The sequence below is a fragment of the Paenibacillus sp. DCT19 genome (genome assembly GCF_003268635.1).
Taxonomy (GTDB): domain Bacteria; phylum Bacillota; class Bacilli; order Paenibacillales; family Paenibacillaceae; genus Paenibacillus.
In genome coordinates this window covers 4,011,687-4,034,867 of sequence record NZ_CP029639.1, presented here as the reverse complement: position 1 = coordinate 4,034,867, position 23,181 = coordinate 4,011,687, and the positions used below count along the sequence as shown (strand labels likewise).

Here is a 23,181-nt window from a genome sequence, read left to right as displayed (position 1 = left end):
ACTCATGAGTGCCGATACGGTAGCAGATAGGGGCGAGGTCAAGGGGACTTCTAATCAAAAGTTAAATGAAAGATTCGTATATCAAGATGACGAAATTATTGAGAAACCGTTTAACTGGAAAGAGTTTGGCCGATTGTTTGCATATATGAAACCTTATGCAAGGCAGCTCTTGCCACTCGTTATATTAATGATGATTCTGGGGACAATAACCAAATTGTCTGTACCGTTTCTAATCAGTTTGGCGATTGACCGTGCAATAGCACCACAGACGGGATTGCCCAGTATGACATTGCTTTATTTGATCGCTGGCTCGGTTCTTGCACTGTATTTAATTCAGTGGGGTGCCAATACGTATCGGATCAAATTGACCAATATTATTGGACAGCGAGTGATTTACGATCTTCGGTCAGATCTGTTCAAGCATATCCAGAAATTGTCCTTTAACTTTTTTGACAAAAGACCAGCAGGCTCAGTGCTTGTACGTGTCACCAATGACATTAACTCCTTGCAGGACTTGTTTACGAATGGTGCAGTTAACGTCATGATCGACTGTGTACAGTTGCTTGGTATCATCGTCATTTTGTTGCTAATTAACTGGAAGCTGGGGCTTGCTGTCATTATCACGGTTCCAATTATGTTTATTATCTCGACCAAACTGCGTGTGTTAATCCGCCGTGCATGGCAGGATGTACGTATGAAGAACTCCCGTATTAACTCCCACTTGAATGAATCCATTCAAGGGATTCGAGTGACTCAAGCGTATACGCAGGAAAAAGAGAACATGAAATACTTTGACAACATGAATATGTCCAGCAAAAAGTCTTGGGATAGAGCTTCGGCGATGAACCAGGGCTTCGGACCGCTCATTGAGATTACGGGTGGCTTTGGTACATTAATTCTGTTCTGGTTTGGTGCTTACCTGATCCAGGATAATCAGTTGACTGTCGGCTTGCTTGTTGCATTCGCCAACTACGTTGGTAACTTCTGGGACCCAATCAATCGTCTAGGTCAAATGTACAATCAATTACTGGTTGCAATGGCGTCTTCTGAACGGATCTTTGAATTCATGGATGAGAAGCCAAGCATTGCAGACAAACCGGGTGCGAAGCCACTTCCTGCAATCAAAGGGGACATCGTATTTGACAATGTTGTATTCGAGTACGAGAAAGGCAGACAGGCGCTGAAGGGAATCAGCTTTAAGGCAGCCGCTGGTCAATCGATTGCACTAGTGGGTCACACAGGCTCCGGTAAAAGTACAATCATTAACTTAATCAGCCGTTTCTATGACATATCTGACGGGCGTTTAACGATTGATGGTCGGGACGTTCGGGATGTAACCGTAGAGAGCTTACGAAGTCAGATCAGTATCGTACTGCAGGATACGTTTATTTTCTCTGGTACGATCCGTGATAATATTCGATTCGGGCGGTTGGATGCAACCAATGAAGAAGTGGAGGACGCTGCAAAAGCAGTAAACGCTCATGAATTCATTATGAAGCTTCCAGGTGGGTATGATACCGAAGTTGAAGAGCGCGGCAATGTCTTATCTATGGGTCAACGCCAACTGTTATCCTTCGCTCGTGCATTGCTAGCTAATCCGCGTATCTTAATTCTAGATGAAGCGACAGCAAGTATTGATACGGAGACTGAACTGAAAATCCAAGAGGCATTGAAGGTTCTGTTGCAGGGTAGAACATCCTTTATGGTCGCTCACCGTCTCTCGACGATTCGGAATGCGGATAATATTATTGTACTGGATCATGGTGAAATTAAAGAAGAAGGAAACCATGATCAGTTGATTAAACAGCAAGGTGTGTATAATGGGCTTATTGAGGCTCAGTACAAATTTTTGTAGAGCAAACTTGAACACTTCCTAAGCGTATAAGATTTTAAACTAGAACACTCTGGTATTCTTTTAACTTGATCTTCTCGGATAAGAGCAACCTATTCGTTGGAGGCAAGTATAAAGGTTACCGGGGTGTTTTTTTATCTAGTACTCCCTTTACTGTCAATTCAATAAAATCAACAAACGATGGTCATCTTATGAAACGTTTATCTTAGATCAAGCTAGAATTCATATGTTATATTGAAACAACTTAGAGAAAATCGATACTTAGGGCTGGAGGGAGATCTTTGCACGATACCTATACGACTATACCATCAGCTCGGTTTGAGCCGTTGGATCATATGCATTTTAAGCTCACTTATATAGATCATACAAATGAGAATACGAGCGAATGGTTCTTGAAAAAGCATTTTATTGAAACTTATCTGCTTATATTTGTGGTTAGTGGACAGGGCTGGTTAAGGATCGACGGTAATTTTGTGGAGTTGCGTTCAGGCGGACTATATATCGGCTTTCCTGGGCAATTGGTAGAGGCGAATGTGCATTCCTTAGACGAATACGGTGTGTATCATATGAGCTTTGATGTATTGTTCACACAGAAGCAAGACAAATTAGTAGCTTTGGATCGAATCAAGCAGCTGATCCGTTATGAGCTAAACGGTGAACTAACATCCCTTTCACCCGTTGTTGTAGGTGAACTCTGCCAGATGATCTATCAGTTCATCATGGACAAAGACGGCTTGAAACGGTATTACGGCCAGATTCGATTTCAGGAGCTAATGTATACCATATTTTCCGATGGTGTTCTTGCAGATGAGAATGAACAGGCTTTACCTGTTGAACAGGTGAAGATCTACTTGGAGCAGAATTATACGAATAAAATAAGCATTCCGGAGCTGGCAGCTGTTGCGCGAATGAGTTCAAGGCACTTCATGCGTGTATTTAAAAAGAGATATGGTTGTAGTGCAATGGATTATTTGACCTCTTACCGAATCAAGCAGGCCCAGATTTTGATGAGGAACGATCACAATTATCGACTCAAGGATGTTGCTTCATATGTAGGTTATCAGGATGAATCATATTTCCGCCGTAAATTCAAACAAATCTCGGGTATTCCACCAGCCGCATTCATACGCAATAGCAAACAAAAAATTGCTGCCGTTCATCCGTTCAGTATTGGCATCCTGCTTGCATTACAGATCATCCCATGTGCCGCTCCAGCACGTCATCCGTGGACGAATTATTACCGTCGAAAATATCAGACGGACAAGGTGATCCCACTCGCAGAAGTGGAGGACACTTGGCTGGAACAGCTTGAATCCATTCAACCAGATTATATTGTTGCTGTATCAACAGATCAGTCTGAGTCTTTGCAAAGTCAGCTTCAGACCATTGCTCCCGTCTGCACGATTCCTTGGGAAAACAATGACTGGAAAGAGCATTTGAGAGTGGTTGCTCGATTTTTGGATAGATCGGATATCGCGGATGTGTGGCTTAAGCGGTACGAAGAGCAGGCAGCCCAAGTGAAGAGGGAGCTTGCAGTGACAATTCGTGAAGACGAATTGCTCGTCTTGAAAGTGTACGGTGAGCATCTGCAGGTACTTGGACCTGGAAGTATTGCTTCTGTCTTTTATGAAGATATGGAAATGAATGCTCCTTCAGGAACAGAGGCTCTCTGGAACAAGGATTCCGTCACCCTACAGGAAGTATCCATGCTCCATTTTGCAAGATTATTGTTGATCATAGGTGAAGATGAGACTTCTAAACAGACTTGGACACGCCTTCGAGCTTCAGACGAATGGAATAACATTGATGCTGTACGAAACGGTAAGGTGGACATATTAATGTCTAGCGTTCTGCTCGATTATACTGCGTTTACCCATGAACTTATGCTGCACGAACTATTAAAGCTATGGCACGATCGTCCATAGTAAAAAGTCTGAATCGTCAATATCATGCTAGACTAAATTTAATTATACTACTCCTATATCACGATGATAATGATAATTATTATTAATTAGACATTGTCATTACTTATTGACATATAGGGGGTACATACAGAAATGAGATTTAAATGGCTAACTTTAGTAAGCACAATTTTGATTCTGCTCGTTATTACCGCGTGTGGTGCGAAGGGGCAGGAAGTAAGCACGGGCTCCGGACAGGATCATGTGGAGAGTGGAGCAACGTCACAAGAAAGTAACGTAAAAACAGTGAATAGTGAGATGGGCGAAATTGAAATTCCAGAATCACCACAAAGGGTGGTTGGTCTATCCGTAGTATATCCAGAATTTTTGTATGCCCTTGGTATTGTGCCTGTTGCTGTACAAAATTATCATGACGAATTTCCTTCATATCTGTCAGAGCCTTTCTCGAATACGATGAAAATGGGCATTGGCAAAACACCAAATTTTGAAGCTATTATGGAAGCGAATCCTGATTTAATTATTGCTCCAGCCTGGTGGTCTGAAAAAGACTATGACCAGTTGACGCTAATAGCCCCAACTGTATTGTTGCAAGGTCGTGATGACTGGCGTGATGAGCTTCGTGATATCGCCAAAATTGTAGACAAGGAAGAGCAGGCCGAGAAGGTCATACAAGATTTAGTGCAGAAGGAGAAGACAGCTGCTGACACATTGAACAAACTGATTGGTGATGAAACGGTGCTGTATATTCGGGTCATGGAAAAAGAAATTGTAATGCATGGTGAAAACATCGACCGAGGCAACTTTGTACACAAACGACTCGGAATGAAGCCGGTTCCTAATTTCCCGCAGTCCGAAAAGGCCATGTCCGTATCCCTGGAGGTGCTGCCTGAGTACGATGCAGATCATCTAATCGTTCAGCTTGATGACGAGAATAATCCGGAAATTAAAAAGAAATTTGAACAGATGTTATCGACATCATTGTGGAAAAATCTAAAAGCCGTCAAGGGAGATCATGTGTACATGGTAGGTGGCAAGGAATGGTTCAATCTAGGTATGGCTCCACTTGCAGATAGCTATGTGATTGATGATATCGTTGCTGCTTTTGAGGAGAAAAATGAATTGTAGAAAATGGACTCCGCTATCGAGTCTCGCATTTCATAACTAATGAATACAGGATGTGTTCACAATGCGTGAAGAAGATATTTATGATGTAACCATCATTGGAGGCGGCCCTGCCGGAATGTATGCGGCCTTTTATGCGGGCATGCGTGAGATGAAGGTCAAAATTATTGAAGGTAAAGATCAACTTGGCGGATTTCTGCACACCTATGCCGAGAAGACGATTTGGGATGTAGGTGGGTTACCACCTATGAAATGTTCGAAGTTGATAGAGTGGCTTGTACAGCAGGCCAACACATTTAACCCAACGGTTATATTCAATCGTCAGATGGAACGCTTCTCTCGTCTGGATAACGGAATATTGGCGATGTATACCACTGAGGGGAGATCCACTATACCCGAACGATGATCATCGCAGTAGGTCGTGGCGTCGCTGAAATTCAGAGGCTAGAGCTCCAGGAATCAAATGATAATGAGCATGTAAATCTTCACTATACGGTGCAAAACCCGGAATACTTTGCAGGTAAACGTGTGCTTGTTTCAGGTGGAGGCAACAGTGCTGTAGACTGGGCCATTGAACTTGCTAAAGTTGCTCAACGTGTTAACGTGGTTCATCGTCAATCTGAATTTCGTGCAATGGAACGGAATGTCAGCGAGATGTACGAGATAGCGGATGTAAGAACTCCGTATCAGATTACACAGCTACAAACCAATGGTGAACGCATTAACCAGGTTGGCATTACGCATACGTTGAACCGAGAGCATATCTTATTGGATGTGGATGAAGTAGTGATTAGCCATGGATATACAAGTAATCTAAGTGATCTTGCCAGTTGTGGATTAAAAATGAGTGACGGAATGGTTTTGATGAGTCAACACGCTGAGACCAACCTACCGGGTGTATTTGCAGCTGGAGATTGTGCCACCAATGAGAGCAAAGTACGGCTCATAGCTGGGGCTTTTAATGATGCAATCGTTGCGGTGAATCGTGCGAAACTATACTTGAATCCAGAGGCAGCTAGGATGGCGTATGTTTCCTCCCATAATGAGCTCTTCCGTGATAAAAATCGGAGTATATCCCGTTCATAAGTGGGCAATGAAATGTTTTGTCGTAGACATGTAGGAGAAGATTTACGTTTTCTCATCGTTCGTCAATCGGTTTCTCCTCTATCATGAAAGGTGACTGAGATCTCCGAGATGTTGAGCCTCTTACATGACAAGCTTTAACATTATATTTATATCCTTATTTCTGGGAAGATTGGAAAGAGTGCCAAAACGCTAAGCAATAATTGTAAAATTTGATCGAAAAAACAGAAAAAATCTTGTAAAATTCACAAGAAAAATAGGGAGTACTCTTGCAATCTTTAACCAAAACCCCGAAAATAGAGAGACAGATATAGAAGATTTCTCTTTGGGAGGATTGGAAAGAACATGTGGGGTGCTCCTTTTTCGGCTCAAGCCAAAAAAATGCTGCTATTAGGCAGCGGAGAATTGGGAAAAGAGGTCGTTATTGAGGCCACGCGGCTGGGAGTCGAAACGATCGCTGTTGATCGTTACGAGAATGCACCTGCAATGCAGGTTGCACACCGGTCATACTGCATCGACATGCTAGATGCCGAGGCTCTGAAACAATTGATTCGTAAGGAACAACCGCATTATATTGTACCTGAGATCGAAGCTATTGCGACAGAAGCTCTGCTTGAGCTTGAGGAAGAAGGATTTTGTGTCGTACCTACGGCTCGTGCTGCTCGTTTAACGATGGATCGTGAAGGTATTCGTCGTCTGGCAGCGGAACAATTGAAACTTCCAACAGCAGCTTATCTATTTGCAGACAATCTGGAACAACTTCAAGAAGCTGTTCGTGAATTGGGTACACCTTGTGTGATCAAACCACTGATGAGTTCTTCGGGCAAAGGGCAGAGTGTATGCCGTACGCCAGATGATGTAGAGGACTGCTGGAACATTGCTCTTTCGGGAGCTAGAGGCAAGTCTGTACGTGTCATCGTAGAGAGCTTCGTGAAATTTGAGAGTGAAATTACGCTGTTAACTGTAAGATCTGTATCAGGGACGGTATTTTGTCCTCCGATCGGTCATATTCAGAAGGATGGGGATTATGTCGAATCTTGGCAGCCTCATGCGATGACGCCGGAACAATGGAAGCAAGCTTGTCATATTGCCAAGTCTGTTACCGATGAACTTGGCGGATATGGACTCTTCGGGGTTGAACTGTTTCTGACTGCGGATGGTGTTGTGTTTAGCGAGGTATCCCCTCGTCCACATGATACAGGCATGGTTACAATGATTACTCAGGATTGTTCTGAGTTTGCATTACATGTCCGTGCTATCCTTGGTTTTCCGGTAACGGGCGTACATTTGCTCACACCGGGAGCTTCAGCTACGCTGAAAGCGACTGATGAAACATCTGACTTTACTATAGGCGGTATCGAAGAAGCATTGGCACTTCCACGTACTCAGGTTCGAGTTTTTGGTAAGCCTGAGACCAAGGTTGGACGCCGAATGGCTGTAGCGTTAAGTGCAGACTCAAATGTGGAAGAAGCTCGAAAAACAGCGGTTCAAGCCGCAAATATGCTGAAAGTGGAGGTAAATCATGTCCAATAATGCCCAGGCCCCTGTACTGATGATCCGAGAGTGTGAACTGCGAGATGCAGAAGCGGTAACAGGATTGATGCGAGAGGTCAGCTATCCAACAACAACAAATGTTATGAAAGAGCGTATCGAAGGGTTGGAGAACAATCCGAATGCTTGCATGCTTGTTGCTGAAGTGGATGAACAAATTATTGGTGTGATTGGCTTGCAATGTGTGCAAAGTCATGCCTATCCAGAACCAGCAGCACAGATTACTTCTTTAATTGTGGGAGAAGAACATCGTGGAGGCGGAATTGGTCGTCGTTTGATGGCTCGTGCAGAGGCTTGGGGCAAACAGAAAGGCGGCAAACAGCTGTTTGTTACCGGAGGTAATCGCGAAGCTACTTCACCAACATATTCTTTCTACGAGCATATTGGCTTCAATAAAAAAGGATATCGTTTCAGTAAAGTCCTTCTATAGATAGTAAAGTCTTTTCCTTTAGAGGAACCCAACAGGGCTCCCTCTGTGGTTTAACAAGACAAAATGATGGCATTCGGACAAGCTTTATCGGTCTGGATGCCATTTTTTTTTCGATATGTAGTTACATAAAGCAATAAAGCGTAGGATTGTGGGCTTTTTTCTTCTGATCTATCTCAGAAAATAGTTTTTGATGTACACCGTGATAAAGTCGTTTTATACCGTTAGCATAGTCATTTAAACCGTTGAGTCAGCTTTGAAACAGTTATAAAAATGACAAAAAAGTCATTTTTCCATATTTTAAAGGTTCACAACACTCCTCTTAATTGATATACTGCTAGAGTATTCATTACAAAGTTGTCATAATTAATTTTTGAGGAGATGAATTATTTGAAGAAGAACTTGATCAAAACTGTCGTCGCTGGAAGTTTGACAGCTGTATTGGCTGTAGGGGTTATGCTCCCTGCCTCCGCATCTGCTGCTAACCCATCCACATATAAGCAATCATACAAAATTACAGATGTAGGTAGCTTGCAAACCTTCTTGGAGAAATGGTTGAAAGACAATGGATTCACTGTTACGAATGGCCAAGTGGTTAAAGAGCCTGAAGCTCAGCCGACTACACCTACTGCTCCTGCTAAACCAGCACAACCAGTTAAAGAAGACAAGCCTGCGACTACGCCAGCTAAAGATCCTTCGAATACAGGAAACACAGGTAATACAAACAACACAGGCAATGCAGGTAATACAAACAACACGAACACCGACAGCACTAAGTCCGATTTTGCTGCTCAAGTTGTAAAATTGGTGAATGCTGAACGTGCCAAAGCTGGTCTAAATGCACTGGCTTCCGATGCACTTCTGGATAAAGTTGCTCTTGCGAAAGCTAAAGATATGAGTGACAATAAGTACTTTGCTCACCAATCACCAACGTATGGTTCTCCATTTGACATGATGAAACAGTTTGGCGTAACTTACAGCTACGCTGGGGAGAATATTGCCCAAGGTCAAAAAACACCGCAAGAAGTTGTTACAGCTTGGATGAACAGTGAAGGTCACCGTGCAAACATTCTGAACAAAAACTACACTCAAATCGGTGTTGGATACTACAACGGATACTGGGCTCAAGAGTTCGTAGGTAAATAAGTTCAGCTATATGTGTAATGAAGAATAATATATGATAAAATAAAGCTTCCAAAAAGGTTATGCCAACACAGATAAACTTCTGTGTATGGTATAACCTTTTTGCCGTAAAATGACATAATGAAAATGCATTTTACAGTTACCATGACAAAGTTTGCAAATTAACGACAGAAGATTTATGTTATTTAAGAAAACATCATCTTTAGTGTAAAGTCATTTATAAATTATGAGCACCAAAGCGGTGTGATGAGTGGAGATGTGATGGATGAAAAAGCAGAAAAAAATACTGGATTCAGCGCCATGGATCTGGCGAATTGTAGGTACAGTTTCGATACTGGCAACTTTGTTGCTGTTATTTGGATTTGGCTACGCCATAAAAGACGTTATTAATCCTGAAGGAGACACATCGCTAAACTCAGGTGATAAGGCGGCTGCATCAAACGATAAACAGGATGAACCGGCTGTCGTAGAGGATGGCAAGATACACATGGCTGTTATTGGGGATTCCCTAGCAAGAGGTACAGGAGATGATCAGGGTCTCGGCTTTGTTAGACGTGCAGGAAATATTCTAAAAGATGAAGGTTACGATGTTCAGGTTTTGAATAACCTTGGTGTTAATGGACTGAGAACGGATGCGTTATTGACGAAACTTGATGAACAAGGCGTACGTTATGTGCTGAAACAGTCCAATTTTATTCTTATTTCAATTGGTGCGAATGACCTGTTCCAGGGAGGACAAGTTCTGCAGGGGAAGATCCACCAACAGCAGAATCGTTGTCAGCCGCTTTACCGGAAACATCTAAACGCCTTCAGGAAATTTTGAAGAAAGTAAAGGAGATTAATCCTACTGCTCAGATTGCATACCTTGGTCTGTATAATCCGTTTGGTGATGTGAAAGAACTGGAGAAGCCCGGCAATGCAGTAGTTTCAGCATGGAACGATGCGGCTTCTGCTATTCTGGACAACGAAGATAATATGACCCTTGTTCCTACATTTGATCTATTTGAGAATCATCTCGGGGAATATTTATCATCCGATCATTTCCATCCGAATGGACAAGGTTATGAACAGATTGCGGTTCGGATTGCACAGGAATATCAAGCAGAGACACCGGCAGAGGGGAGCGCTAAATAAATGGCAGAGAAGCAATACGATTCGGTATTATCCGTACAACATCTGAAGAAAAAAATTGGACGTAAATGGATTATTAAGGACGTTACGTTTGACGTTAGGCCAGGCGAGATTTTTGGATTTCTAGGACCCAATGGAGCAGGTAAAACAACCACCATTCGTATGCTTGTGGATCTGATCAAACCAACTGAAGGCAAAATTAAAGTCTGTGGTTATGATGTGAACCGAGATCCGGAGAGAGCTCTGAAGTATGTTGGTTCGATCGTTGAGAATCCAGAGGTATATACATATTTGACCGGGTGGGAGAACCTTGAACATTTCGCTCGTATGCAGCCTGGTGTGGATCACGACCGCATTCAGGAAGTTGTTGATATTGTTCGGCTCGATCAGCGGATACATGACAAGGTTAGAACGTATTCTCTGGGAATGCGTCAGCGGCTTGGGATTGCCCAAGCACTGCTTGGACGTCCACGTCTGCTCATCTTGGATGAACCGACGAATGGACTTGACCCTAAGGGGATTAAGGAATTACGTATCTTTATCAAGCAGCTCGCTAGTGAAGGTATGGCTGTATTTGTCAGCAGTCATTTGTTAAGTGAAATTCAGCTTCTCTGTGATCGTGTAGCCATTATTAGTGCTGGACGTGTTCTTGCGGTTGGTGGCGTTCATGAATTAATTGAAGACCATTCGAAGATAGCAATATGGCATCTTACACCCCTGGAACAAGGCAAAAAGTTGCTGCTTGATGCAGGAATTACGCTGGTCGATCGACCTGGCAATGTGATGGATGACACCCTTGTTGCAGGACTTGGTTCTAACGCTGTTGTCGCTGAAATGCCCGAAGAACGGATCCCTGATCTGGTACAACAAATGGTTCAAGCCGGGATTCAAGTGGAAGGTGTGCAGCGTATCCAGCCTACACTGGAACAACTATTCTTAAAAATGACAGAAGGTGAATCCATTGAATAATATCATGCCATTAATTCGCAACGAAACGATTAAAATGGTGAAGAAAAAACGCCTTTATATTATTTTTATCGTTCTGGCCGTTTTGGTACCGATGTTTACGTATGCACAGATGAAATCTTCGCAAAATAATCAGGACAAGTTTAACGGCGATTGGCGACTTGAACTGCAACAGGCGATTACTGATAATCAGAACTCGCTTGGCAGTGATCGGGTTCCTGAAGAATTTAAGAAATATAGAACGGTGTATATCCAGCAGATGCAATATTATCTGGAAAATGACATCAATCCGAAAGAACCGGGTGGTGTTACCTTTACGAGAGAGTTCATGAACAATGCGGTTGGTTTATTTATCCCCTTACTAATCATGGCGATTGCTTCAGATCTTGTGTCAGGAGAACGTACAACAGGAACCATTAAAATGCTCTTAACTCGTCCGGTTAGGCGATGGAAAGTGCTGCTAAGCAAACTGATCACGCTGATCATGTTTGTCTCGATTATCGTGGTATCGGCTTATGTTATCTGTTATGCCATATCGGGCGCAGTTTTTGGATATAAAGGATTTACGATGCCGGTCTTCACGGGCTTCAAGATTGTGGGGACAGAAGTGGATATGTCAACTGTACATGCTGTAGATCAGTGGCAGTATATGCTTATGCAGGCGGGGTTAATTTGGTTTGTTAGTGTGATCGTTGCAATGCTGGCCTTCATGGTATCCGTTCTGGTACGGAGTACAGCTGCAAGTATTGTCATTATGATGGCTGCTCTTATCGCAGGAACGATCCTTACGAATATGGCAGCTTCGTGGGAAACAGCCAAATATCTCTTCATGGTAAACCTTGAACTTCCTAATTATTTGTCAGGTGGATTACCTCCAATTGAAGGAATGAATTTGTCATTTTCCCTTATTGTGCTTAGTGTTTGGGGCATTGCTTCACTCATTGTGTCATTCCTTGTCTTTACGAAACGGGATATCTTGAATTAAAATGGACAAGGATAAGAAAACATCTGTTTGCATTTTAGAATTTTTTTTAGTTGGTAGTGAAGAAGGGGGAGCATGAATGGTCGAGCAAATCGATATGTCGGCAGGTTCGACAGGCGGGGGACAAGGGTCTTCAGGCTACGACGCGGACGACATTCAAGTACTTGAAGGACTGGTTGCGGTTCGGAAACGGCCCGGGATGTACATCGGCAGCACCAGTTCTTCAGGTCTGCATCATTTGGTATGGGAAATTGTTGACAATGCTGTCGACGAACATCTCGCCAAATTCTGCTCCAAAATCGATATCACCCTGCATAAGGACGGTTCCATTACGGTTCAGGATAACGGAAGGGGAATTCCGACAGGTATACATAAAACAGGGATTCCTACTCCCCAGGTCGTGTTTACGATTTTGCACGCAGGCGGAAAATTCGGTGGATCAGGATACAAGAAATCTGGCGGACTTCACGGCGTTGGTGCTTCGGTGACGAACGCTTTGTCTGAGTGGCTAGAAGTTGAAATTTTCCGTGATGGTAAGATTCATCGTCAACGATTCGAATATTGGCAAGATAAAAAAGGTGTGGAGCATGTCGGAGAGCCTATTACAGGTCTTGAAGTGCTGGGTAACACTAATCGCACCGGAACGAAGGTTACGTTCAAGCCGGATATTCGTGTTTTTCAAAATGGTATTCAGTTAAATTACGATACACTCGCGGAGCGTTTGCAAGAGATTGCTTTCTTAAACTCTGGTCTACGGATTGTGCTCAAGGATGAGCGCTCAGGAAATCAAGATGAGTACATGTATGAAGGTGGAGCAAGTCAATTTGTCGCATACTTGAACGAAAATAAAGATGTGCTACATGATGTCATTCATTTTGTTGCGGAGAAGGATGATATCGAAGTCGAAGTGGCGATTCAGTACAACGCTGGTTATACCGAAACGCTAGCGTCATTTGTTAACTCCATACCTACTAGGGTGGGGGAACACATGAGACCGGATTCAAGACAGCCTACACCCGTGTGATGAATGAATATGCAAGACGGACGAGCATGATTAAGGAAAAGGACAAAAACCTAGAAGGTAACGATCTTCGTGAAGGTATGATGTCTGTTATTAGTGTCAAAATGTCTGAGGTTGAATTCGTCGGTCAAACGAAAGACCAACTCGGAAGCGCATCTGCTCGAAGTGTAGTGGATTCTGTCGTGGCAGAGAACATGCAGCGCTTTTTGGAAGAGAACCCACAGGTTGCGCAGACGCTTATTCGCAAGGCAGTTCAGGCATCTCGTGCAAGAGAAGCGGCGCGTAAAGCACGTGACGAGATGCGTTCAGGCAAAAAGCGTAGCGAAAGCTCCAATCTAAACGGTAAGTTAACTCCTGCACAATCGAAGGATTTTTCCCGGAATGAGCTGTTTATTGTAGAGGGAGATTCAGCGGGAGGTTCAGCGAAACAAGGGCGGGATTCCAAAATTCAAGCTATTCTTCCGCTAAAAGGAAAGCCGCTCAACCCAGAGAAAGCCAAGCTTGCTGACATTTTGAAAAATGAAGAGTACCGTGCCATTACTGCTGCCATTGGAGCAGGTATTGGTACCGAGTTTGCGGTTGAAGACAGCAATTATTCCAAAATCATCATTATGACAGATGCCGATACAGACGGTGCGCATATTCAGGTATTGTTGCTTACGTTCTTTTATCGCTATATGAAACCTTTGATTGATGAGGGCAAAGTGTACATTGCTCAGCCGCCGCTATACAAAATCACTAGCAAATCAGGCAAAATGTCAACCGTTCGTTATGCATGGACGGATGAACAGTTGGCCAATTACATGAAAGAATTAGGTAAAAACGTCGAACTTCAGCGTTACAAAGGATTGGGCGAGATGAACCCTGATCAACTGTGGGAAACGACAATGAACCCGGAGTCGCGTGCATTGCTCAAAGTTGAGATTGTCGATGCGGCAAAAGCAGAGCGTCGGGTATCTACACTTATGGGTGACAAAGTAGACCCACGTAAACGCTGGATTGTAGAGAACGTTGACTTTACAGAGTACGAAGAATAGAAGGTGCTTGGAATGAGTCTATCAGAACAATTTATGCCGGCCTTTCTTGAAGAGGTCGTCGGTGACCGTTTCGGTCGCTACTCCAAATACATTATTCAGGATCGGGCAATCCCCGATGTGCGTGATGGGTTAAAACCCGTGCAGCGGCGTATTTTGTATGCCATGTATGACTCAGGTAATACGCCTGAGAAGCCGTATCGTAAGTCTGCCAAAACTGTTGGGGACGTTATGGGTAACTACCACCCTCACGGTGACTCCTCCATCTATGATGGTATGGTGCGGATGGCACAGCCATGGAAAATGGGCCATATGCTGGTGGACGGTCATGGTAACTGGGGCTCGCAGGATGATGATCCGGCTGCAGCGATGCGTTATACAGAAGCGCGTTTGTCACCGATTGCAATGGAGATGTTACGTGATATTGAAAAACGTACCGTCTTGTTCAAGGATAACTTTGATAATACAGCTAAAGAGCCCGTTGTATTGCCTTCACGTTACCCGAACTTGCTGGTTAACGGGGTAAGCGGGATTTCTTCTGGCTTTGCAACCGAGATCCCAACGCATAATCTGCGGGAAGTCATTGATGCAAGTATTGCTGTGATGGAGAAACCTTCGATTGAACTTGAAGAGATCATGATGTTCATGAAAGGTCCTGACTTTCCTACAGGTGGATTGATCATGGGCGGAGATGGCATTCTGGATGCGTACCGTACGGGTAAAGGACGTATCTACATTCGCTCCAAAACGGATATCGAGAATATGCGTGGTGGCAGACAGCAGATTGTCATTACAGAGATTCCTTATCAAGTCGTAAAGTCTCGCCTGGTCACGGCGATGGAGAACATCCGTCTGGAGAAAAAGGTCGAAGGCATTGCAGAGGTACGTGACGAGAGTGGGCGTGAAGGTCTACGTATCGTCATCGAGTTGAAAAAAGAAGCAGATGCACAGGGTATTCTGGCTTATTTGCTCAAAAAAACCGATTTACAGGTCACCTATAACTTTAATATGGTGGCGATAGTCAACAAAGCGCCGCAGCAATTAGGCTTAAAAGCGATTCTGGAGGCTTATATTGCCCACCAGCGTGAAGTTGTGACGTTCCGTACTCAGTATGAGCTGGAGAAAGCGGAAGACCGTGCACACGTGCTGGAAGGGCTCGTTAAAGCACTCAACATTTTGGATGAAGTAATCGCTGCGATCAAAGCATCAAAAAATCGCCAGGATGCTCAAAATAATCTGATGTGGATGTTTGGGTTCTCCGAGCGTCAGGCGGATTCGATTTTGACCCTGCAATTATACCGTCTGACGAATCTGGAGATCACTTCGCTGGAGAAGGAACTTGGCGATCTGATGAAAAAGATTGCACAGTTACGCGCTATTCTGGATAGTGACCGCAAGTTGATTGGAGTTATTCGCAAGGAATTGTTGGAGATTCGCGAGAAATACGGTATTGATCGCCGCTCTGCAATCCAAGGTGAAGTCGAAGAGCTTAAGGTTAATTTGGAAGTGCTGGTTAATGCGGAAGATGTATTTGTGACTTTGTCTAAGGAAGGATACATTAAACGTACAGGTATGCAGTCCTTTTCCCGATCTGGTGGGGAACGTAACGGAAGCGGTGTAAAAGAAGGGGACTATATTGCACAAGTTCTTGAAGTGAATACACTTGAAAACCTGCTGGTGTTCACTAAGAAAGGACAGTATTTCCTTCTGCCTGTTCATCAGGTGCCAGAGTTCAAATGGAAAGATCCAGGGACAGCCATTGTCAATGTGATTCCACTTGCCAAAGATGATCGGATATCCACAGTACTTGCAGTGAAGTCATTTGAGGAGCCGAATCACAGCCTGGTGTTTGTGACTCGTAAAGGCCAGGTGAAGCGTACCGAATTAAAAGAGTATGTAACGAAACGTTCGGGTGCTGTGGCGGCGTGCAAAGTAGGCAAGGATGATGAGGTATTATCTGTTCACTTAAGCACGAGTGACAAAGAAATTATGCTGATTACCAAAGAAGCGATGGCGATTCGTTTCCGTGAGGATGAAGTGAATCCCATGGGAAGGGTATCTGGTGGCGTACGCGGGATACAGTTAAAAGATACAGACGAAGTGGTTGCTGCTCTATGGGTAGAGGGCGATGAAGGTGAAATTGCTGTGTTGTCTGATCTGGGCTATGGCAAACGTTCATTATTGCTCGATTATGCATTACAGAGCCGCGGAGGCAAAGGTCTTGCGACATTTGAGTTCAAGGAAGGCAAGCGCGTTAAACCGAACGGTAGCCGTATTGCAGCAGCCTTCTATTGTCGTGAAAAACGTAGCTTCAATGTAATGACGAAGGAAGGGCATACGCATGCGATTTCTTCGGAAGGTGTACCGATCACAGAGCGTAAGCACATCGGTAAGTTACTTGTACATGTAGATAAACAAGACGAAATTATGGAATTGCTGGCAGACTTTACGGAAGATCAGTCTGGCGCAACATTATAAATTGCAAAATGTTCCTAATGAAAGACTCTTCACAGTACAGTTAATGCTGTCATGTGAGGAGTCTTTTTTTGTAGCTATGAGGCGGATTACAAGAGAGCTTTCATGCGAAGTTTAACAACCTTCGTCGATTGCGGTCGATCGCTAGGAAATTGCAAAAACCCAGCAGGAATGCAGCTTTCGAGGGCGAAAACTTAAGCAGGTGAAGTGATAACCGGATGCAGAGAGGAGCGATATAACATGTATAATTCCGATTTTGCTAAATGCTGGTCAAGGTTAACGAAGGACTATAAATTGCATATGGATCAAGAATTAGCCCCCCCTAACTGAAGCTCAGTTGGCTGTACTGGAGGTTCTTGAGGATCACCAGAGAATGAAGCCATCTGATTTGATTCCTTTTTTGGCGACAACGCCTGCGGCGGTAACGATGTTGCTTGATCGCATGGAGAAGAATGATTTGATCCGTAGAGATCGAGATAATCAGGACAGACGGATCGTCTGGGTTTCTCTATCGGATAAAGGACGGAAGGAGACAGAGCGAGGCATTGCTATTCGCAATGACTTCATGAATTCAGTGCTTAGTAATATTTCGATGCACAATCAACAACTACTGGTATACCTCCTTGGCAAAATGACAACACCCAAAACCAACGTTCAACAGCCAGCCTTAACGAGTTCAGGTTAAACTAAGTTAATGTATTTATAAGGGTGGCTTAGGTAGTATCATATTTGGTGATTTAGAAAACAAAAAAGAATTACTGAACAGACTTCTGGTTTTTATTAGCCGGGAGTCTGTTTTTTGAGCCTGAATTTATTAGAATCGTATCAACAGCACAACATTTGAATTCATGTTAGAAGACTTTTAGAAAATAAAATTGACTTTAAAATCAATATATCGTAATATTACGTTATAACGTTTTAGGAGGGCTTATTTTGGAGTTTCCTGCTTTTGATCGGAATCAATTAAAACAGTTTGACGAACCAGCTGAGTTTCTTAAGGCGCTGTCTCACCCGGTGCGTTTATGTATCGTTCGAGGTTTGATGCGCAAAAAGAAATGTAACGTTTCATATATGCAGGAGTGTTTGGATCTTCCGCAATCGACGGTGTCACAGCATTTGCAGAAGCTTCGCAGTGCAGGAATTGTTGCTACCGAGCGAAATGGTCTTGAAGTGAATTACGTACTTGCTGATGCACGTGTAGAGCAGTTGATCATGATTTTATTCGAGAAGGATGAATGCGAAGATGAATAAACGTAAAAAAGTGTTAATCGTGGGAGGTGTCGCTGGGGTGCATCTGCTGCTGCACGCCTCCGGCGCCTGGACGAACATGCCGAGATCATTATGTTTGAAAAGGGACCTTATATTTCATTTGCTAACTGCGGCTTGCCTTATTACATTGGAGGTACAATTGAAGAGCGCGCACGACTACTCGTACAGACTCCGAAAGGTATGGAGGAACGATTCAACATCGATGTTCGCACCAAAAGTGAGGTTATAGCTGTTGATTCAACTAAACGCACTGTGCACGTACGTAGTGCTGAACGTGGTCTATACGAGGAAAGCTACGATGACTTGATTTTGTCACCTGGCGCACGTCCGCTTGTGCCTGATCTGCCTGGTAAAGAGAACCCGTTAATTTATACCGTGCGGAACATTCCGGATATTGATCGAATCAAAGAACAAATAAGTTCTCATAACAACCAAAGTTCAATTGTTATTGGTGGAGGATTTATAGGTGTAGAGATGGCTGAGAATTTGAAGCAAGCTGGACTCGATGTAACTTTGATAGAAGGCAATGATCAACTGTTAACACCGTTTGACCCTGAACTTGCTGCTGCGCTAGCTCAAGAGATGGAGCAAAATGGAGTAAAACTTATATTTTCGCAACGCGTTCAAGGCTTCCTTACGTTGGATCAAGGTATCGGCGTAGAACTGTGGGATGGTTCTGTATTATCTGCTGATCTAGTCATTCTGGCGATTGGCGTTACACCAGACACTTCATTCTTGCAGAACAGTGGCGTGGCTCTAGGTTCGCGTGGACATATACTCGTCAATGAAAGGATGGAAAGCAGTGTCTCTCATATCTATGCGGTCGGTGATGCCATTGAAGTAAAGGATTACATTCATGGGACGCAGACAGCGATTCCGCTTGCGGGTCCTGCGAACAAACAGGGACGCATTGTAGCGGATCAAATCGCTGGTCTGTCAACTACGTACAAAGGGACTCAGGGAACGTCGATCATCAAAGTATTTGGGTTGACGGGGGCATCTACCGGAAGCAATGAGAAAACGCTCAAACGAATGCAGAAGGACTATCGCAGTGTGATTGTACATCCCGCGTCCCATGCTTCCTATTATCCAGGCTCCAGTGCTGTCACATTAAAATTGCTCTTTGCTCCAGATGGGAAAATTCTAGGTGCACAAGCTGTTGGTTATGAGGGGGTGGACAAACGAATTGATGATATTGCGGTGGCGATTCACTTCGGAGGAAATGTAAGAGATCTGACGGAACTTGAATTGAGCTATGCACCTCCATACTCTTCTGCGAAAGATCCGGTAAACATGGTTGGGTATGCTGCTGAAAACATGATCGAGGGCCGAGTAGACTCATTCACGTATGATCGACTCTCAGAGCGCAATCCTGCGGAGTCTATATTACTAGACGTGAGGAGTGACCTTGAACACCGTAACGCGAGTATTCCAGGTTCATTGTCCATTCCGGTGGATGAGCTGCGTCAACGGCTCGATGAGCTGGATGCTTCCAAAGAAATTTGGGTTTATTGCCAGGTTGGCCTTCGTGGTTATACCGCCACACAAATTCTGCGTCAGCATGGCTATAAGGTGAAAAACTTAAGCGGGGGGTACAAAACCTATCATCAGGTGCAATTTAAACCTGCAACCGTCTTAAGTGGAAGCGGCGATGGGGATCACGGAAGTAACAACAATAATGGAACTAACGGTAATGAAATGAATAAAGTACAGGAAACGCAAGGGAGAATTCTGATGGATGACGAAACAAAGCAAGGATCATCTGTAAATTCATCAGATGAACTTCGCATCGATAACGAATTGAATGTATGTGGTTTGAGTTGCCCAGGGCCTTTGATTGAGGTGAAACAAAAAATGGACCAGTTGGCAGACGGGCAAACACTTCGAGTGAAAGCTTCCGATCCAGGATTCTATGAGGATGTGAAGGCATGGGCTACGATGTCCGGATCTGACGTCCTTAAGCTGGAGAGGGACAAGGGCGGGGTGATTGAAGCAGTTTTGGCCAAGAATAATACACCTGTCACAAGCCATTCACAACAACTTGATAAAGCCAGTACGATGGTAGTATTCAGCGGTGAACTCGATAAGGCCATTGCCTCGTTTATTATTGCCAATGGGCGGCAGCAAGCGGACGGAAAGTAACGATGTTTTTCACCTTCTGGGGCTTAAATATCATACGTAAGCAAGAGAGGTTACAAGCACCTGTTAAAACAGGTATGGCTCGTATGTTTGATATGATGTTGCCAAGCAACAGTCTCAAGCTAGGACTTTCCAAGATGAATATGTTTGGTGCAGGGCCGAAGATGATACGAGGTTTGATGAAAAAAAATAATGTCGCTTCGCTGGAGCAACTTATGCAGTCTGCTATCGCACAAGGGGTAGAGATCGTGGCTTGCCAGATGTCGATGGATCTGATGGGCATACAGCGTGAGGAATTAATTGATCAGGCTGTCATTGGTGGTGTTGGTTATTATCTCGGACAAGCAGATCAGGCGAATCATAATTTGTTTATCTAAACGTGTAAAATCGTAACTTAACTCAATCTTACTCTCGAATTTATCAAACCTCTATTTCACCTCAAGTGGAATAGAGGTTTTTGGCGATTATGATGACAAGAACAACCTTACAGTTCGAGACTATGGCTGCATAAACTCATCGTTCAAGGAAAAGCTACAATCAAACTGATTAGCTCCTACTGGGCTTGCTTATATAATTTATATATCAAATATGATATGTTCTAATATTATTTTAAAAATCATATGTAAAGAGTTGACTATGTAAATATTTTTGTTATAATAAGTAATTGTTCCCCTGATATTTCGTGTACGAAATATTATATTCCAAAAGTAAACGGGTGAAACAATGACTGATACGTATGAAGTATTCTATATTATTAATTCGTTCCGACAGGTGAATCAAATGCTCTTTCGAGCATTCTGGAATGAAAACAAGCAGATCGAGTTGACCTCTATTCAGTTTATGGTGTTATCCATTCTGAAGGAGCGACCTTCAATCGGAGTTAACGAAGTGGCAGAACTTTGCCATATGGGAAGCAGCTCTATGAGTGCAGTTATAGAGCGTCTCGTGAAAGGTGAATACATCATCCGGACTCGTTCGCATGCTGACCGCCGATCCGTTATGTTGCAGATTACGGATAAAGGGGAGAAGGCGCAGCAGGAGACACATCACTTATGGATGGAAAGAGTATCGCCTATTCTGGATATTCCGAAGGAAGATCTTGATCATCTGCTAAGAATCCATACCCAAATGATTGAAAAGTTAGAAGGAAGAGAGATGAACAATCAATGAGTACAACCGCTACAGCGCCATCCATGGGGATGGACAACATCAAGAAAGGGCCAATCGTTGCCGCGTTGTTAATCGGTGCTTTTGTAGCCTTCTTGAATCAAACACTGATGAACGTAGCTCTTCCTAAGATCATGGAAGACCTCGCGATTAACGCGAATAAGGCCCAATGGCTTACAACTGGATATATGCTTGTCAATGGGGTACTGATCCCCGTTACGGCATATCTTATTGCCAAGTTTTCTACACGTCAGATTTTTATCACTGCTATGATGCTTTTTACATTAGGAACATTAGTCTGTGGGATTAGTCCTACCTTTGCGATCCTTATGGTCGGTCGTGTCATTCAAGCAGCAGGTGCAGGTATTCTAATGCCACTGATGACCGTTGTCTTCCTGACAATCTTCCCTATTGAGAAACGTGGTCAAGCTATGGGTACAATGGGGATTGCAATGATTTTGGCTCCAGCGATTGGACCAACATTGTCAGGTTACGTGGTTGAGCACTATTCTTGGAGATTATTGTTTTACATCATTCTGCCATTTTCTATTATTGCAACAGGGATCGGTATCGCATTTGTCAAAAATGTAACACGTCAATCTAAACCGAAATTGGATTATCCAGGCGTTATCCTATCCACACTCGGATTTGGTAGCTTGCTGTATGGTTTCAGTGATGCAGGTACAGATGGATGGGGCAGCGCAATTGTTATCAGTTGTCTGATTGTAGGTGCACTTTCTCTGGTTCTATTCGTTATTCGTCAATTGACAACAGATCATCCGCTTCTGGAGTTCCGCATTTTCAAATACAACATGTATACTCTAACAACGATTATTAACATGCTTGTAACGATGGCTATGTTTGCAGGTATGATCCTGCTACCTATTTTCTTGCAAAACATTCGTGGGTTCTCACCGATTGAATCAGGGCTTCTTATGATGCCAGGTGCAATTCTAATGGGAATTATGTCCCCGATTACAGGTCGGATCTTCGATAAAGTAGGGGCGCGATGGTTGTCCGTTGCGGGTCTAGCGATTACAGCTGTTACAACCTGGGGACTTAGCCGTTTAGCGATTGATACAACATATGGCTATATGATGTTTATCTACACAGCTCGTATGTTCGGGATGTCCATGCTAATGATGCCAATTCAGACTGCTGGTCTGAACCAGCTCCCTCAGCGTCTCAACGCACATGGTACGGCAATGTCTAACACACTGCGTACCGTGGCAGGTGCAATCGGTACGGCAATCCTTGTCACTATTATGAGTAGTAAGCTGAAATCTCACTTGGCAGATACACTTGCTCAAGGGCAGATTAACCCAAATGACCAAGCAGCAATGCTGCGTGCGACAGCTGACGCAACGATCTATGGTGTTAACTATGCCTTCACGGTAGCGACTGGTATGACGGTTGTGGCGATGCTAATGGCGTTCTTTATTCGCAAAACAAAACCGGCTGTCGAACCGACGCCTCAAGAATCTGCAGAAGTCAACGCAACAGCGTAAGGATTAATGCTTCATGTAAAATAAACGAAAAAAACAGAGCCTGGACAGATCAATCTGTCCGGGCTCTGTTTTGCTATTCAAGCTCAGGTTGGTAACCAAATAATTCAAGATTAATGGTTCCATCTAGCTTGAATTCTACACCTTCACTGATCAGTTCGGTTTCCTGGATTAGCCGTGAATGTTCATCTGGAATTGCAATTTCACCTTTGGCATTCACGACTCGGTGCCAAGGAAGACGCTCTTTCCGGCTCATGGAGTGCAGGATACGTACAACCTGTCTTGCTGCTCGTGGACTCCCCGCATGAGCGGCAATCTGTCCATAGGTCATGACTTTGCCTTCGGGAATAGAAGAGATGATGGAGACGACATTTTGTGTGAATGGTGTCATA

Annotated in this window: 15 protein-coding genes and 4 pseudogenes; 18 read left to right on the top strand and 1 reads right to left on the bottom strand. The window is 43.8% G+C overall.

All coding sequences use genetic code 11. The features are described from left to right. The first annotated feature begins 4 nt into the window (after nucleotides 1–4). From DMB88_RS18210 to DMB88_RS18130, 18 genes and pseudogenes are all read left to right on the top strand, one after another. Nucleotides 5–1,855 (top strand): ABC transporter ATP-binding protein, encoded by a 1,851-nt coding sequence (locus tag DMB88_RS18210; protein ID WP_128102494.1) that lies wholly within the window; start codon nucleotides 5–7, stop codon nucleotides 1,853–1,855. Between the two features lie 278 nt (nucleotides 1,856–2,133). Then, complete coding sequence (locus DMB88_RS18205) at nucleotides 2,134–3,777, top strand: helix-turn-helix domain-containing protein (RefSeq protein WP_128102493.1); 1,644 nt, start codon at nucleotides 2,134–2,136, stop codon at nucleotides 3,775–3,777. Nucleotides 3,778–3,909: 132 nt separating this feature from the next. Further along, on the top strand, nucleotides 3,910–4,899 hold the full coding sequence (locus DMB88_RS18200; RefSeq protein WP_128102492.1) for an ABC transporter substrate-binding protein: 990 nt from the start codon (nucleotides 3,910–3,912) through the stop codon (nucleotides 4,897–4,899). A 61-nt stretch (nucleotides 4,900–4,960) separates the two neighbouring features. Next, complete coding sequence (locus DMB88_RS32130; RefSeq protein ID WP_368028204.1) at nucleotides 4,961–5,302, top strand: NAD(P)-binding protein; 342 nt, start codon at nucleotides 4,961–4,963, stop codon at nucleotides 5,300–5,302. Further along, the gene (locus DMB88_RS18195) at nucleotides 5,299–5,982 is read left to right on the top strand and encodes an NAD(P)/FAD-dependent oxidoreductase (RefSeq protein ID WP_368028203.1); all 684 of its coding nucleotides are present in this window, start codon (nucleotides 5,299–5,301) and stop codon (nucleotides 5,980–5,982) included. Before DMB88_RS32130 ends, DMB88_RS18195 begins: the two co-directional genes overlap by 4 nt. 342 nt (nucleotides 5,983–6,324) lie before the next feature. After that, the gene (purT, locus tag DMB88_RS18190; protein WP_128102491.1) at nucleotides 6,325–7,512 is read left to right on the top strand and encodes a formate-dependent phosphoribosylglycinamide formyltransferase; all 1,188 of its coding nucleotides are present in this window, start codon (nucleotides 6,325–6,327) and stop codon (nucleotides 7,510–7,512) included. After that, complete coding sequence (locus tag DMB88_RS18185; RefSeq protein ID WP_128102490.1) at nucleotides 7,502–7,960, top strand: GNAT family N-acetyltransferase; 459 nt, start codon at nucleotides 7,502–7,504, stop codon at nucleotides 7,958–7,960. The genes purT and DMB88_RS18185 overlap by 11 nt, the downstream gene beginning before the upstream one ends. A gap of 387 nt (nucleotides 7,961–8,347) precedes the next feature. Continuing rightward, nucleotides 8,348–9,103, top strand: a complete 756-nt coding sequence (locus DMB88_RS18180) for a CAP domain-containing protein (protein WP_128102489.1) — start codon at nucleotides 8,348–8,350, stop codon at nucleotides 9,101–9,103. A 262-nt stretch (nucleotides 9,104–9,365) separates the two neighbouring features. Next, nucleotides 9,366–10,234 (top strand): annotated as a pseudogene (locus tag DMB88_RS18175) (GDSL-type esterase/lipase family protein). Continuing rightward, complete coding sequence (locus DMB88_RS18170; protein ID WP_128102488.1) at nucleotides 10,235–11,200, top strand: ABC transporter ATP-binding protein; 966 nt, start codon at nucleotides 10,235–10,237, stop codon at nucleotides 11,198–11,200. Further along, nucleotides 11,193–12,182, top strand: a complete 990-nt coding sequence (locus DMB88_RS18165) for an ABC transporter permease (protein ID WP_128102487.1) — start codon at nucleotides 11,193–11,195, stop codon at nucleotides 12,180–12,182. The genes DMB88_RS18170 and DMB88_RS18165 overlap by 8 nt, the downstream gene beginning before the upstream one ends. A gap of 76 nt (nucleotides 12,183–12,258) precedes the next feature. Then, a pseudogene (gene parE / locus DMB88_RS18160) lies at nucleotides 12,259–14,237 on the top strand (DNA topoisomerase IV subunit B). A 12-nt stretch (nucleotides 14,238–14,249) separates the two neighbouring features. Beyond that, a complete protein-coding gene (gyrA, locus tag DMB88_RS18155; protein ID WP_128102486.1) occupies nucleotides 14,250–16,712 on the top strand; it encodes a DNA gyrase subunit A in 2,463 nt (820 codons plus the stop codon). 237 nt (nucleotides 16,713–16,949) lie between these two features. Further along, a pseudogene (locus DMB88_RS18150) lies at nucleotides 16,950–17,394 on the top strand (MarR family winged helix-turn-helix transcriptional regulator). Between the two features lie 248 nt (nucleotides 17,395–17,642). Continuing rightward, nucleotides 17,643–17,960 carry an ArsR/SmtB family transcription factor gene (locus tag DMB88_RS18145; RefSeq protein ID WP_128102485.1) on the top strand — a complete coding sequence of 106 codons (318 nt, stop codon included), beginning with the start codon at nucleotides 17,643–17,645 and terminating at the stop codon, nucleotides 17,958–17,960. Further along, nucleotides 17,953–20,494, top strand: a pseudogene (locus DMB88_RS18140) (FAD-dependent oxidoreductase). The gene DMB88_RS18145 and the pseudogene DMB88_RS18140 overlap by 8 nt, the downstream one beginning before the upstream one ends. Nucleotides 20,495–20,840: 346 nt before the next feature. Then, nucleotides 20,841–21,287: a MarR family winged helix-turn-helix transcriptional regulator gene (locus DMB88_RS18135; protein ID WP_128102484.1), complete on the top strand. Its 447-nt coding sequence runs from the start codon at nucleotides 20,841–20,843 to the stop codon at nucleotides 21,285–21,287. Next, entirely contained in the window at nucleotides 21,284–22,792 is a 1,509-nt protein-coding gene (locus DMB88_RS18130) for a DHA2 family efflux MFS transporter permease subunit (RefSeq protein WP_128102483.1), read from the top strand. The genes DMB88_RS18135 and DMB88_RS18130 overlap by 4 nt, the downstream gene beginning before the upstream one ends. A gap of 73 nt (nucleotides 22,793–22,865) precedes the next feature. On the opposite strand, the gene DMB88_RS18125 is transcribed toward DMB88_RS18130, so the two are convergent. Further along, nucleotides 22,866–23,180, bottom strand: coding sequence for an MGMT family protein (locus DMB88_RS18125; RefSeq protein ID WP_128102482.1), 315 nt, complete (start codon nucleotides 23,178–23,180; stop codon nucleotides 22,866–22,868). Nucleotide 23,181: the final 1 nt, after the last annotated feature.